Annotated in this window: 10 protein-coding genes; 5 read left to right on the top strand and 5 right to left on the bottom strand. The window is 53.1% G+C overall.

Annotation, left to right across the window (positions count from 1 at the left end):
- Positions 1–450 precede the first annotated feature (450 nt).
- Together P9H32_RS08855 and P9H32_RS08860 are read left to right on the top strand one after the other, a co-directional pair.
- Positions 451–792, top strand: a complete 342-nt coding sequence (locus P9H32_RS08855) for a hypothetical protein (protein ID WP_322608539.1) — start codon at positions 451–453, stop codon at positions 790–792.
- Positions 793–879: 87 nt separating this feature from the next.
- A complete protein-coding gene (locus P9H32_RS08860) occupies positions 880–1,614 on the top strand; it encodes a VC0807 family protein (protein WP_322608540.1) in 735 nt (244 codons plus the stop codon).
- Here P9H32_RS08860 and P9H32_RS08865 read toward each other — a convergent pair.
- The 3 genes from P9H32_RS08865 to P9H32_RS08875 form a co-directional block, all read right to left on the bottom strand.
- Positions 1,611–2,063 carry a hypothetical protein gene (locus P9H32_RS08865; RefSeq protein WP_322608541.1) on the bottom strand — a complete coding sequence of 151 codons (453 nt, stop codon included), beginning with the start codon at positions 2,061–2,063 and terminating at the stop codon, positions 1,611–1,613. The two genes, P9H32_RS08860 and P9H32_RS08865, sit on opposite strands and share 4 nt — an antisense overlap.
- A gap of 226 nt (positions 2,064–2,289) precedes the next feature.
- Positions 2,290–3,063 carry a hypothetical protein gene (locus P9H32_RS08870; protein ID WP_322608542.1) on the bottom strand — a complete coding sequence of 258 codons (774 nt, stop codon included), beginning with the start codon at positions 3,061–3,063 and terminating at the stop codon, positions 2,290–2,292.
- An 11-nt stretch (positions 3,064–3,074) separates the two neighbouring features.
- On the bottom strand, positions 3,075–3,581 hold the full coding sequence (locus tag P9H32_RS08875; protein WP_322608543.1) for a GNAT family N-acetyltransferase: 507 nt from the start codon (positions 3,579–3,581) through the stop codon (positions 3,075–3,077).
- Between the two features lie 131 nt (positions 3,582–3,712).
- Between P9H32_RS08875 and P9H32_RS08880 the strand changes: the two genes are divergently transcribed.
- Positions 3,713–5,503: a UbiD family decarboxylase gene (locus P9H32_RS08880; protein ID WP_322608544.1), complete on the top strand. Its 1,791-nt coding sequence runs from the start codon at positions 3,713–3,715 to the stop codon at positions 5,501–5,503.
- Between the two features lie 3 nt (positions 5,504–5,506).
- Here P9H32_RS08880 and P9H32_RS08885 read toward each other — a convergent pair whose 3' ends face one another.
- Both P9H32_RS08885 and P9H32_RS08890 read right to left on the bottom strand, forming a co-directional pair.
- Positions 5,507–5,875, bottom strand: coding sequence for a hypothetical protein (locus tag P9H32_RS08885; protein WP_322608545.1), 369 nt, complete (start codon positions 5,873–5,875; stop codon positions 5,507–5,509).
- Between the two features lie 88 nt (positions 5,876–5,963).
- A complete protein-coding gene (locus P9H32_RS08890; protein WP_322609309.1) occupies positions 5,964–7,256 on the bottom strand; it encodes a BaiN/RdsA family NAD(P)/FAD-dependent oxidoreductase in 1,293 nt (430 codons plus the stop codon).
- 25 nt (positions 7,257–7,281) lie between these two features.
- On the opposite strand from P9H32_RS08890, the gene P9H32_RS08895 reads away from it, so the two are divergent.
- Both P9H32_RS08895 and P9H32_RS08900 read left to right on the top strand, forming a co-directional pair.
- Positions 7,282–8,271 (top strand): hypothetical protein, encoded by a 990-nt coding sequence (locus P9H32_RS08895; RefSeq protein ID WP_322608546.1) that lies wholly within the window; start codon positions 7,282–7,284, stop codon positions 8,269–8,271.
- A 104-nt stretch (positions 8,272–8,375) separates the two neighbouring features.
- Positions 8,376–13,043: an autotransporter domain-containing protein gene (locus tag P9H32_RS08900; RefSeq protein ID WP_322608547.1), complete on the top strand. Its 4,668-nt coding sequence runs from the start codon at positions 8,376–8,378 to the stop codon at positions 13,041–13,043.
- The last annotated feature ends 30 nt before the right edge of the window (positions 13,044–13,073 follow it).

Below are 13,073 nucleotides of genomic sequence, written 5' to 3' on the forward strand. Positions count from 1 at the left end.
TCGACCAAAAAACCTGCCGGGCGACGTATTGTATATGAAACTCGGGTTTGGGTTTCACTTGGGCTGCGTGGGGTTTCTCCTCCTCTTTTCCTCACGCAGTCTCTTTTTTTGCCTAAATGACAAAGACCTCTCTGCTGCTCAAAAAAAAACTGCTGAAAATCCTGCACGGTTTTTCTGGGCTAAACCTTGAATTTTTTAGTGTGGCTATAAATCACGGTTAACATATTTCTGTATTACGGGTTTTAAAAGGACCCTTTATTAACAGGTGCCGTGTTTTAATCCTTAAAACACGGCGTCTTTTGCAGTGCTTTGAAATGGTGGAAACCTGCTTAAAAGAGCTGGTAAATAATACTAATACAGACCGCTTATGTATTGCTAATCTTTGGTTCACGTTGTGCTGTAGTCATGCCTTGATTCTCCAATACGGAACATAAAAAAGGATGGCGACACATGAAAAATATTTTTGCACTTTGGATGGCACTCGCCGTACTCCACTTAATGCTGACGGTCTCCAGGGCGGACGGAACGATTACTGAGGTAAACGTGGTGAAATCCGGACTGGAACTGAAAACCTGGATGGTGATCGGAAATAAGTATCAGTTGCAGTGCTCGACGAATCTGGTGGAAGGAAGCTGGGAGGATCTGGGCGAACAGATCAACGCAGTTATGACGGTAAGTAATTTGTATGTACATACCGAGGCCGAACAGTGCTGGTTCCGGGTGGTGGAAGAACAGGGGGATGCGGCGGGTCCCACCAGTCCGCCGAAACCGCCGGGCAATCTGCCCTTCTGATGACCGGTGCGAAAATCCTGATGGCATATTTCGGTTGTTTAACCGGTCCGCTTGCGTAGAGTGGTTTTCCTTTTTACGGAGGATGTTATGGCCGAGCAACGAAAACCTGAGAATCCGCTGATCAGTATTGCGGTGAATGTCGTCATCCCCGTGGCGATTTTGAGTCTGTTAAGTAAAGAGAAATATCTCGGGCCCGTCTGGGCGCTGGTGGTGGGCCTGGCGTTTCCGGTTGTGTATGGCCTGCGAACCTTGATCCGTGACCGCAAAGCGGATTTCATGTCGATTATCGGTGTGGTCAGCGTGACACTGACCGGCGTGTTCGGGATCCTGAAACTTCCGCCCGAATACATTGCCATCAAAGAAGCGGTGATTCCGTTGATTATCGGCCTGGCTGTTGTGATTTCATTGTGGACCCCCTTTCCACTGATTAAAAAGATTCTCATGACCGAATCGCTGTTTGATGTGGAACGGCTCACTTCCGCGCTCAACGAAAAGGGCACAACGGATGAATTTGAAAAACGCCTGAAAGGGCTGACGATGGGGTTTGCATCCTCCTTTTTTCTTTCGGCGGTTCTGAACTACGGACTGGCCATCGTCATGCTAAAAAGTGAACCGGGCACGGAAGCCTATACGGCGGAGCTTGGAAAGATGACGGGGATGAGCCACATCGTGGTGTTGCTTCCCTGCATGGCGGTGATGTTTGTGGTCATGAATAAACTGTTTAATACGCTGACCGAGCTCACGGGATGCAAGCTCGATGACCTCCTCGCGGAACACCACCGCGAGAAAGCTGCCGAAAAAGCCGCACCGGAAACCGATTAAGCTTCCTGTAGGGTCACCATCAGTTTACTCAGCGCCACCTGTTCGCGCTGTTCCAGCTGCCGGAGATTTTCCAGCATTTCTTTTACATGGCCGGGCATGGCGCGCTGTGCCATGCCGTCGTAAAACCGGGTCAGATGCTCGTCGAAATAGCGTGTGGCTTTGATGACATATTCGACGTCAACCTGCTCGGGAATAAGATAGTTTTCAAACGTCTGATCGGTGGTGGCGATCATATATTTGAAAAACGTATCCATGGTATCCAAAGCCGCGCCATCTTCATAATCTGAAAGACGATGTTCCAGCTGCTGTTCATGTTCCACAAGATCGTCAATGAGCCTCAACGTAATCTCGTTTGCTGCGGAATTCCGGAGCGAACGATAAAAACGAATCAACCGGCGGTGGAAATCCCGCGCGTGATCCAGAATATCCCTGGTTTGATTAAATGACATTTCAGCCACCTCCTTAACTCGTATTCTACGCCCGATGGCTGATCTGTCAACGGGTGGATTGAAGAGGAACCGGCTGATGGAAACAGACTGCGAAAAAACGATTCCGGCCGATCCTGCAATAGATCGGAAAAAGACCGGAACTCTTCCGTCAACCTTGCTGGTCGAGGTGAATGACCTCAGCTTTCGATGGCCATACGAATACGGATCCGCAGATGGGTACAAGAGGTTAGCGGGCCGTCACATTTTCATACAGCCATTGCCGGAGCCGGGGGTAGCAAGCCGGCGGAAATTTATGAGCCGTATCTTCGAGCACGAGAAAGGTAATGTCGACGCCTGCCGCACTGGCCTCTTCGTTAATTTTCTCTAAGTTAGGCCGCCGTTTATCTTTTTCGCCAACGAAAACCAGCATGGGGCGGCCTTTAATGCGGTCCAGTCCGCCCATCGGCCAGCCGGCTCCGCCGGGCATGAAAGCGTGAAAGTAGTTTTGAAAGGCACCCGCTGAATTTCCCAGCTGATACATGATTGCAGCACCGCCCGAAGAATAACCACCGCACACCCGTTTGCGGGGATCCACATTCGGAACAAGGGTTTCGAGTTGCTCGAGCATCGTTTCGTAATACGACCATGGCGTTTGCCAACCGCCGTTTCGACCGTTTTCTTCCGAGCAATACGGCAAGGCAACGCAGATATATTCTTTGCCCTCGGTAATGTCCATTGCTCTTCCGGGATAGTCGCTTCCGGCTCCGCCCCCGAACCAGACGAACAGGGGATAGTGTTTGTCGGTTGTATAGTCTGTCGGGAAATAGATGCCGGCCCGGGCTGGTTTGTTGTGCCAGGTCAGCCCGAGTTCCGGGAAGTCGATATAGTATAATGTGCCGGGTTGAATGCGGGTTTCGGTATTTAAAATCTGGCCGGGCCTGGTTTTCTTTTCTGTCGTTTTGGCATGCACGCCGAGAACAAGCAGTACGATAAGAATCAGAAATCCGTTTTTCTTCCTCATTTTTTTCTCCGTTAACCCGTTTGATGATTCAAATTTTTTTCAAAACGAATGACTTCGAACGGAGCGATGGTCCGGCGGCTGCTTTCCCGGTATCCGTTCCTGATATAGAACTGCTGTGCGGCCTGCTGTTTCGTGGTTGTTTCAAGGTACAGCCGGCGCAGCCCCCATTCAATCGCGGTCAGTTCAAGATGGCGGAGGATCTTTTGTCCGAAGTTTTTACGTTGCTGATTCGGGGCAACTCGCATCCTGCGCACTTCTGCTGCGTCTGGACCGCATCGTTCCAATCCGCCCATGGCGATAATCTGATCCTTCAACAGGCCGACGACAAATGTACCGCCGCGGTCAAAATAGACGGCAGGTATATGATGGAGATCATCATCCCAGTCGCCGTTACCTGCATGCCCGCCTGTCGGCAGAAGGGCGGCATTATGCAGATTCCATACCGCGGCGCAGTCCTCATCCTGATACGTTCGAATACGAAACATAGGAGAGGTGTAGCACATCGGTTTCTTTTTCATAAACTAAATTTCAGTTTGGCGGCCGCTGCGAAATGCCGGCTTTTGCTGATTTATGTGCAGGTCAAATACCGGTCTTCGGATTGCAGAGGAATCGGCTTGCGGAAACCGGCCGAAGAACAAAGACTGTGTGTATGGGTTATCAAAGTACGAGAGAATGTATCCAGGCCTTGGAAAACGCGGGGCAGCTTCTTCGCATCAAAGAAGAGGTTGATCCTCATCTTGAAATGGCGGAAATTCAGCGTCGCATCTATGCCGAAAAGGGCCCGGCCATCCTGTTTGAAAAGGTGAAGGGCTGTAAATTTCCCTGCGTCTCCAACCTGTTTGGAACCCCGGAACGCGCGCGGTTTATTTTTAAGGATACCTATGACCAGGTTGCGGCAATGGTTGCGGCGAAAGTTGATCCGGCCGCTCTGCTGAAAAACCCGGGCAAAGCGCTGAAGGCCGGATTGTCCGGGCTGAATGCGCTGCCGAAAAAGGTGTCTCCGAGTGCCGCTCCGGTTTTTGAATGCCGGGCGAAAATCAGCGATCTGCCGCCGGTGGTCAGCTGGCCGGACGACGGCGGGCCGTTTGTCACCCTGCCGCAGGTCTATTCCGAGCACCCGGACCATCCCGGAAAACCGATGAAGAGCAATCTCGGCATGTACCGGATCCAGTTGAGCGGGAATGAATTTGAAACCGACAAAGAGATCGGCCTGCACTACCAGATCCACCGCGGCATCGGGGTGCATCAGAAACTGCACCTGGATCAGAATAAACCGTTTCGTGTGGCGATCTTCATCGGCGGTCCGCCGGCGATGACCTTTTCGGCCGTGATGCCGCTGCCCGAAGGTATGCCCGAAGTGGCATTTGCCGGACTGCTGGCCGGGCGCCGTTTCCGCTATGCGCATTACAAAGACTGGACGGTTTCGGCCGATGCTGATTTCTGCATTATCGGCACCATCAACGGAACGAAACCCGAAGGGCCGTTTGGCGATCATTTGGGCTATTACAGCCTGGTGCACGATTTCCCCTGTCTGGAAGTCGAAGAGGTGTTTCATCGGAAGGATGCCGTCTGGCCGTTTACGGTGGTCGGTCGTCCGCCACAGGAGGACACGACGTTCGGGGAAGTGATTCATGATATGACCGGCGTGGCCATTCCTTCCGAACTGCCGGGACTTAAGGCGGTTCATGCCGTCGATGCCGCCGGCGTACACCCGCTGTTGCTGGCCATCGGAGAAGAGCGGTATACGCCCTACATGAAAACCATTCGTCCTTCCGAACTGCTGACGATTTCAAACGCGGTGCTGGGCAAAGGCCAGCTGTCGCTCGCCAAATATCTGTTTATTGTGAATGAAGCGGATAATCCGAAACTCGATATTCATGATATTCCGGCTTATTTCACCCATTTGCTCGAACGGATTAAATGGGAGCGGGATCTGCATTTCCATACGGAAACCAGTATCGATACCCTCGATTATTCCGGCGATGCCCTCAACCATGGTTCCAAGGTGGTTTTTGCCGCCAGCGGCGATGCGTTCCGAACATTGGAAACGGAAAAACCGGATCTTGAAAACTGTGCGGTCGTTGCTCCCGGCATTCTGGCAGCCGCTTCAACGTTCGATCCGGAGACCTTCGCCAGGCATCTGGAAGGCCGTATTTCGGTTGATGATTTCCCGCTGGTGGTACTCTGCGATGAACCGGAATTTGCGGCGAAGGATTTCAGCAATTTCCTGTGGGTTACCTTTACGCGGTCGAATCCGGCCCGCGATATTCAGGGGGTCGGAGCAGAAATCCGGCACAAGCATTGGGGCTGTACCGGTCCGCTGATTATTGATGCGCGGCTGAAACCGCATCATGCCCCTCCGTTGATTGAAGATCCCGACGTTACCGCAAAGGTGGACGCAATCTTTGCTGACGGCGGCATTCTTTCCGCCATTCGATAGAAACTAATTGTCCGCATGCAGCCAAGCGATGGCCTCGGCCCGGGAATTGAACAGTTTAACGGATTGTCCATGAGCATTGCACATCGTGGCATACATTTCATAACCGCTGGTTCCGGGACGGGTCAGTAGTGCGCGTTTGAGGCGGGAAGTCAGAGGAGAAGCTTCCGCCATTTTGGGAAATTTCAGAATATCAATGGAGGAAACCTTAAGCGCTCCGTTGCGCGAATCGCTCAGCAGTTTTCGGCATCGGGTTTCTTCAAGAACGGGCAGCAGGGCGGCGATGTATTCCTTGATCACCGTCATGGTGATTTCGCCGATGAATGTGGACACCACAATTTCCTCGTCTGCATCGTACTCAATATTAAACGGCATTGTCTCTCTCCCGGTTGAACACCTGCAATTGTATGCCCGGTTCCGGGGATTGGAAGAACTGTTATAAAGAATAACGAGGCGTTTTTTCCTATGCATTTTCGCCTGCCACGAATCCGGTGGTCCAGCAGAGCTGCAGCGAGAAACCGCCGGAGGGGCGGCTGATGTTGAGCATGTCGCCGGTGATGAACACATTGGGGTGCAGGCGCGAGGCCATGGTCCGGGTGTCGACTTCTTCGAGCGGGATGCCGCCGTCGCAGACGACGGCCCAGTCGTAGCCCATGGTGGCGGTTACCGTCAGCGGCAGGTTTTTCATGAGCCGGGCTAACTGTTTCCGTTCCTCCTGCGTGACCACATTCACCTTTTTTTCGAGAAGTTCAACGGGCAGATTGGCATTCAGCGTTTTAGCCATTCCGGCGGGAACCAGCAGTCGGGTGACATTGCGGATGATCTTGTTTTTGTTGTCGTCAAAAACCGCCAGAACTGTTCGATCAATCTCGTTGATTTCCCGTTTCGGAAAGAGGTCGATGGCGCCGGCGACGGGCCCCTGTTTCAACAGTTTTTTCACTTCGTGGGCGCTGTTGAGAATCAGCGGACCCGAGATCCCGAAGTGGGTGAAGAGGATTTTTCCTTCGCGGAAAAGGGCCGTTCCGTCTTTGGCGGTAAAGGTGATGCGCATGGGATCGAGCGCAGTGCCGGAGAGCTCTTTCACCCATTGTTCTTTCACCCGCAGGGGCACAATATCGGGTGTGGCTTTAATGATGGTATGGCCGATTTTTTCCAACCATTGGAACGCTTCGCCGGTGGAGCCGGTTTCGGGATAGGCCGTTCCGCCGGTTGCGAGAATGATGCTTTCGGAACGGATGGCGCCGTCGCGGGTCTGAACGCCGCAGACCTTTCCGTTTTCGATCAGCAGACCTTTTACGGCGGAGCTGAAGCGGCATTCCACATCATATTCCGCCATGTATTTCCGCAGGGCGCGCGTGACGTCGGCGGCATTATCGGTTTTCGGAAAGGCGCGTTTCCGGTCTTCGGAAATATAGAGCGGGAGGCCGAGGTTTTCGAAAAATTCAAAGGTATCGTGTGCGCCAAAACGGGAGAACGGCGAAAAGAGAAATTTGGCGTATTCCGCGTAGTTGGCGAGAAATTCGCGGTGATCGAATTCTCCGTTGGTGATGTTGCAGCGTCCGCCGCCGCTGAGTTCGAGCTTTTTTCCGGGGGCCGGATTTTTTTCCAGCAGCAGGACGTTCCGGCCATATTCCGCCGCATGCCCTGCGGCGATCATTCCGGCGGGTCCGCCGCCCACTACGATGACGTCAAAATGTTCCATACCCGGGAACTTACCGATGCACCGGATTGAATTACAACTGAAAGTCGTTATGATGCCCTCTTAATTTCAGGGGGCTGATATGAAGTGGTGGATTCTATCTGTTGGGCTGGTTTTTACACCTGCTGTTTGGGCCGGATCGGTTTTTGTTGATTTTGAAAAACAGTTGATTTTTCCGCAGGAGCTTGCGGGGATGTCCTGCGCCGCGTTCGCGAAATATGAAAATGACAACCTTGGCTATTCGGTGATGTATACAAACGGATCATTCCGTTGCGGGGTTTCATTGCTCAATATGGGCCGTTCTGAAATTCCTGACGGGTACCGGGGCGAAGGCGTGGACATGATGTTCGAAGCCGTTGAAACCGATCTGCAGCGCCGTGAAGAGGAGGGCCGGATTTCCAACGTGCGGAATCGGGGGGGAACCGTAGTGCCGAAAAAGTCGCCTCTGCAGTTTGCGAATAACGTTTTCCAATATCTGGAAAACCGGGATTCCGGGGCCGGCCAGGAAGCGGTTCCCTGCATTCAGTCGGTTTATATTACGGGCAGCCACAACCATTTTGTCAAAATGACATTCAGTTTTGATGTGGCGGAAAATCAGCAGGCACGGATGATCGCGGACCGGCTGTTGAAAGAGCTGGTTCTTCTGCTGATTGCAGAACCTTCGGAAAAAGAGCTGCTGCTGGCAGCGTGCGATGCGGCGGTTTATGATCCGGCGGGGTACTCGGGGCAGACGGCGGCGCAGCGTGTCTATGCAAAAATTCAGAACATGGACGGATTAAGTTTTTACGATGCGTTTTTTGTCTGGCCGCAGGAGCGTTACCGAAAACCGAAAAATGCCGATTTTCTGACGACAGCCTATTTTGCGGGGATGCTGCGGGCGGTGCTGCCGGAGGATCTGGAGAGCGGCGGGGAAGTGGAGGCGTTCGAGGCCATGCTGGAGGCCTATGAAAATATGCGCGCACGTGATCAAATTACGGAGATACCACAGCTTGAAGAATGGATAAAGGCCGGGGACCGCCGGGCGCTGTATCAGAAACTGCTGGTGGAGTTCGGTTATGCGGTGGCGGAATAGGGCCCGGCCGGGTTGAATCTCCTTTTCTAAATCCTTTCTGGAAAACGTGCTTTCCTGTAATCTTCGCGCCTATTTTTCCAACCATTGGAAACAGGAGTTTTTGAATGACACGCTTTTTGAAGATTTTAGGCTTATCGTTGGCTTTGAGTGGATTTGCGCAGGCGCAGTACACCAATGTGATTGAGGGGGGACAAACCGTACCGGTTTCCAGCGACTGGAATAACGGCGGTACGAACCTGATCGTCGGCGGAACTTCGGGCGGAAATACACTGAATATCAATACGGGGTATGTGGTCTCGAACAGCAGCGAAGTGGTTATCGGCCGCGATGCTGGGGCGGCTGGAAATACCGTCAGTCTCGACGGTTCAGGGTTGCTGGTGAACGGCGATTTGACCGTCGGCCGCGACGGGAACGATAATCGGTTAATGATCGACGATGAATCTTATGTCGAAAATACCCATGCGTATGTCGGGGCGAATTCGGACGGCAATGCCGTTTCGGTTACTGATTACAGTGTATGGAATAATCAGGGCACACTCTATCTGGATTCCGGTTCCGGCAACAGCGTTTCCGTCAGCGGCGGTGGTCAGGTGCTGGCCGACAGCCTGCAGCTGAGCGCGGACAATACGTTTAATCTGAATCAGTCCGGTGTGCTTCTGCTGCGTTCTGATTTCAACGCTTCGACCGCTGGTTTCAGCTGGAATACAGGGGGGCATCTTTATCTGACCAACGGGACGCTTAGCGGACTTTCTGAGACCAATGGTATTACCTATCTTCACGATGCACGGGATCTGACGCTGAATGATTCGGATTTGGATGCATCGGGCACGGATCTGACGGTTGGAAATAATGGTTCAAACAGCGATCTTCAGATTTTGAACGGCGGTACGGTGGAAGCGGATAACGGGATAATCGGTTCGGGCAGCGATGCGGCGAACAATTCCATCATGGTTTCCGGCGAAGATTCCAGTCTGCGTTTCTCCGAGGGGGGACTGAAGATTGGTGTTGATGCCGGAACGGGCAACGCGCTTGGTGTTTTTGACGGAGCGTGGACGTTTGTCGGAGATGCCGCAGAGGGCGATGTTGCCGGCACGACCAACGGCGGTCTGATTGTTGCGCATTCCACCGGGGCGACGCTGGAGCTGGATAACAGTGCCAGGGTCAGTGTCGACGGCGGTCTGTTTGTCGGAACTGCCGGCGGGGGAACCGGTACGGTGACTGTTGAAAACGGCAGTTCGGTCAGCGTTGGAACCGTTGATATTGAGGACGGCAGCAGCATCGAACTTCAGGACGCCGGCAGCTTTTCAGTCGCGGGTGATTTTATCTACGGCAACGACATGACGAAATTTATCTGGGGGAATAATACGACGCTCGGTGTTGGTGGAACGCTGACGAGAACGAGCGGTCTGGATGGAACGCAGCGGACGCTGAATCTCAACGGCGGTGATTGGGCTCTGGCGGACAGCACGGTGGTTTCGGGGGTCAGCAATACGGTGCAGGTGCTGGATGGCGGTTCGCTGACGACGACGAGCGGATTGCTTTCCGGAACGAACAATGCGGTGGTGGTTTCCGGTAGTGATTCGCAGTGGGAAAATACCGGTTTTCTTTATGCGGAAGGAACGAACAACAGTGTTTCCGTGGCTTCCGGAGGGAAGGTTTCGGCAACCGGTGTCGATTTTGATGATGGCAATGTATTCAATATCAATTCCGGCGGTACGCTGGCGTTGACCACCAATCTGTTCGACTGGTCGGCTGCGGCAAACATCAATTGGAACAGCGGCGGTAATCTGGCGCTGATCAACGGTGAATTTACGGGGCTGGATAGCACAAACCTGGTGTTCAACGGTGCCACGAACAGCGCGGTTTCAGTGGGTAACGGGCGCAGTCTTACGCTTGAAAACGGGACCTGGGATGACCATTCCACCGACCACCTGGTGGTGGGATTGAATCGGAGCGGGGAAACGATCAGTATTTCCAATAAAACAACCATGGCTCACAACGATGCCTATATCGGGTGGGGCAGTGGTTCCGGCGGAAACAGTGTTGTAGTTTCCGATGCCGATACGCTTTGGGAAGTGCAGGGCGGCGATCTTTATATCGGAGCCTACTGGGCCAATGGAACCAATCTGACCGGAACCGGCGGAAATGATAATTATCTCTATGTTCGTGACGGCGCTCAGGTGTTTGTCGGAGATGCCACGACCAACGAGGCCGGTGTGTTGGTGGCCTCCAGCGGCGGAGCAAGCATGACGCTCGGGGATGGCCGGGTGGAGATTGACGATACGCTCTTTATCGGTCAGGGAGTGAATACCGGCGCTGTCACGATTATGGACGGCGGCGATATGCGGGTCGGCGATCTGGAGATTGCGGCCGGCAGTGAACTGGACCTGCAGGAGAACGGAATCTTCCGAATCAGCAACGATCTGAATATGGATGCTTTGGCCGGAAACGGATTCGACTGGTATTCCACCAATTCCACCATTCAGGTGGACGGAACACTGACGCGTTCGGACTATTTTCTGGATAAAGAACAGAATCTGATTCTCGGAACGAACGGTCTGTGGAATACCGGCGGGGCGGATCTGATTGTGGGTGTGGACGGCAACAGTAAACTGACGGTGCGCGATACCGGGGAACTGAATGCGGGAAATATTACCATCGGGGGAGCGGTCAGCAACAGCGGTTCCAGTGCGGTTATCGTGGATGGCGGCGGCGTTCTGAATGCGACAGATGTCACCATCGGAGCCGAGACTGACAGCAATTATCTGGAAATTTCTGATCAGGGTTCCGTGAACCTGCTTGGTTCGGTGTATCTCGGCGGGACCAATTCGACGGGGAACTATGTGTTGCTCGATGGTTCCAATACCACGATGAATATCGGTGGGGATCTGTTGGTTGGTGCTGCGGATACCAACAGCGCCGAAAATGTTTTCTATCTCCAGAACAAGGCGGAGCTGACGGTGGACGGCGACGTCTCCATCTTCGGCGGCAACCGGATGGCCCTGAACGGAGCGACCAATTCGGTTGGTGGAGATTTTACGGTTTACAGCAATGCAATGCTCACCGGTACGGGAGAGATTAAGCTTACGGATACCGATGCCGTGCTCGTGCTGGAAAACGGCAATATGGCGATTGATGAGGATGGTGCGCTGGGGTATACGGTTTCGTCCGGAGTGTCGTTTGCCGGTACCGGATCAAATCAGGTTAAAGTGGATGGCGGTATTTTCGGTCTGCTCGGGGGCTCAACTGCGGATCAGTATTCCGGGTTTGATGGGCTGACGCTTAACGGAACTGAGTTCTATGGTTATGGAACTAATAACTTCAGTTCGGTCAGTATGATTAACGGAACCATCCGGCCGAGTTCGAACCTGGGGGCAACCACGCTGTCGACCGGTAAATACACTCTGATCGATACGGCCGGTACCTTGGTGTTTAACGGTGCTTTCAGTGCATCGAACACCACCTATAAAGCAGGTGTGCTCGGTGAGTATGGCCACGACCTGCTTCATTTTGCTCAGAATGTTACGCTGGATGGGCTGATTGCGGACATTACAGTGGCGAGTGTCACGAACTCTGAAATGGTGATTCTTTCCTCTGATGTCGGACTCAGCGGGGATTTTGCGGAAACCAATCTGACGAACCACATGCTTTTGTTTGATGCGTCGCTGGTGAAGGCGGGGAATGAAATGAAAGTGATAATGACGAATACGACGGATACTTTCAGCTCGTCGCTCGACTATGCGGCAAGTGAATCGATTCGCGCCGGATTCAACGGCATGAAAAATGCGGTGTTCACCCGCACCAAACAGTTGCGCCGCAATCTGGTTTCGACTGCGCATTCCATGCCGCACGATGCTTTTCTGATGACCAATACGAACGCTCCCGCCGGACCGCAGGGCCCCGGCGCGGAGAATACGATTTTTGATATGCACGTGTGGGCGCAGTATTTTAATGGTCAGGGCGATTATAGTGCACATGGCAGCTCCGACAGTTATACCCTCAACAACAGCGGTACCACGCTGGGTGCTGATAAACTGGTGGGTGAAGATCTCACCGTCGGTCTGAATTACACCTATGTTCAGGGCGATGCGCAGACCGCGAACACAGATTATCTCGATACTGAAACCTACTGGTTTGGGGCCTATGGCGAATGGGTGGGTAAAAACGGACTTTATATCGATACGTTGCTGGCCTACGGCCGTTCCAACTATGATTCCATCCGGGTGGAAAACGACAACGGTCGGGATTACCGCGGTACGGCTTCCTATCGCGGTGATAACTTCGGCGGCTATGTGGATGTGGGGCAGTACATGTATTATAAAAACCTGGCGATTGCTCCGTATGCGGGGTTGCATGTGCTGTTTATGAATACAGGTGATCACACGGAAACCAGCACCGCCGATGCAAACGATCAGCTGAAAATCAGCAGTATGAGCCGGAACCTGGTTGAATCGGCACTCGGGTTGAAAGCCCGCCACCGTTTCGATACCAGCATCGGCCGGTTTCAGACGACCGGTTATGCCGAATGGACGCACGATTTTGTGCAGGATGAAATCGCAACGGAAATGCAGCAGGTCAACGATATCCTCGGGCTGAATACCGCAGCGGTCACCCAGGCGGCGATCAAGCCGGATGAAGACCTGTTCAATGTCGGGCTTGGTCTGAGCTGGCGCAGTACGGAATATATGGAAATCGGCATCGGCTATAACGGCCGCTTCAGCGATGACTATGAAGAGCATACCGGCTCGCTGATGCTCGATGTGATGTTCTAAACGTGCTGTGAGCTGACAGCTGTAAGTTTG

The organism is Pontiella agarivorans (assembly GCF_034531395.1).
GTDB classification, from domain to species: domain Bacteria; phylum Verrucomicrobiota; class Kiritimatiellia; order Kiritimatiellales; family Pontiellaceae; genus Pontiella; species Pontiella agarivorans.

Bases quoted from the DNA above. Each gene is read 5' to 3' on its own strand.
- P9H32_RS08855 (WP_322608539.1), top strand. From the start codon at position 451: ATGAAAAATATTTTTGCACTTTGGATGGCACTCGCCGTACTCCACTTA.
- P9H32_RS08900 (WP_322608547.1), top strand. From the start codon at position 8,376: ATGACACGCTTTTTGAAGATTTTAGGCTTATCGTTGGCTTTGAGTGGA.
- P9H32_RS08870 (WP_322608542.1), bottom strand. From the start codon at position 3,063: ATGAGGAAGAAAAACGGATTTCTGATTCTTATCGTACTGCTTGTTCTC.
- P9H32_RS08865 (WP_322608541.1), bottom strand. From the start codon at position 2,063: ATGTCATTTAATCAAACCAGGGATATTCTGGATCACGCGCGGGATTTC.
- P9H32_RS08860 (WP_322608540.1), top strand. From the start codon at position 880: ATGGCCGAGCAACGAAAACCTGAGAATCCGCTGATCAGTATTGCGGTG.
- P9H32_RS08880 (WP_322608544.1), top strand. From the start codon at position 3,713: ATGGGTTATCAAAGTACGAGAGAATGTATCCAGGCCTTGGAAAACGCG.
- P9H32_RS08885 (WP_322608545.1), bottom strand. From the start codon at position 5,875: ATGCCGTTTAATATTGAGTACGATGCAGACGAGGAAATTGTGGTGTCC.
- P9H32_RS08875 (WP_322608543.1), bottom strand. From the start codon at position 3,581: ATGAAAAAGAAACCGATGTGCTACACCTCTCCTATGTTTCGTATTCGA.
- P9H32_RS08895 (WP_322608546.1), top strand. From the start codon at position 7,282: ATGAAGTGGTGGATTCTATCTGTTGGGCTGGTTTTTACACCTGCTGTT.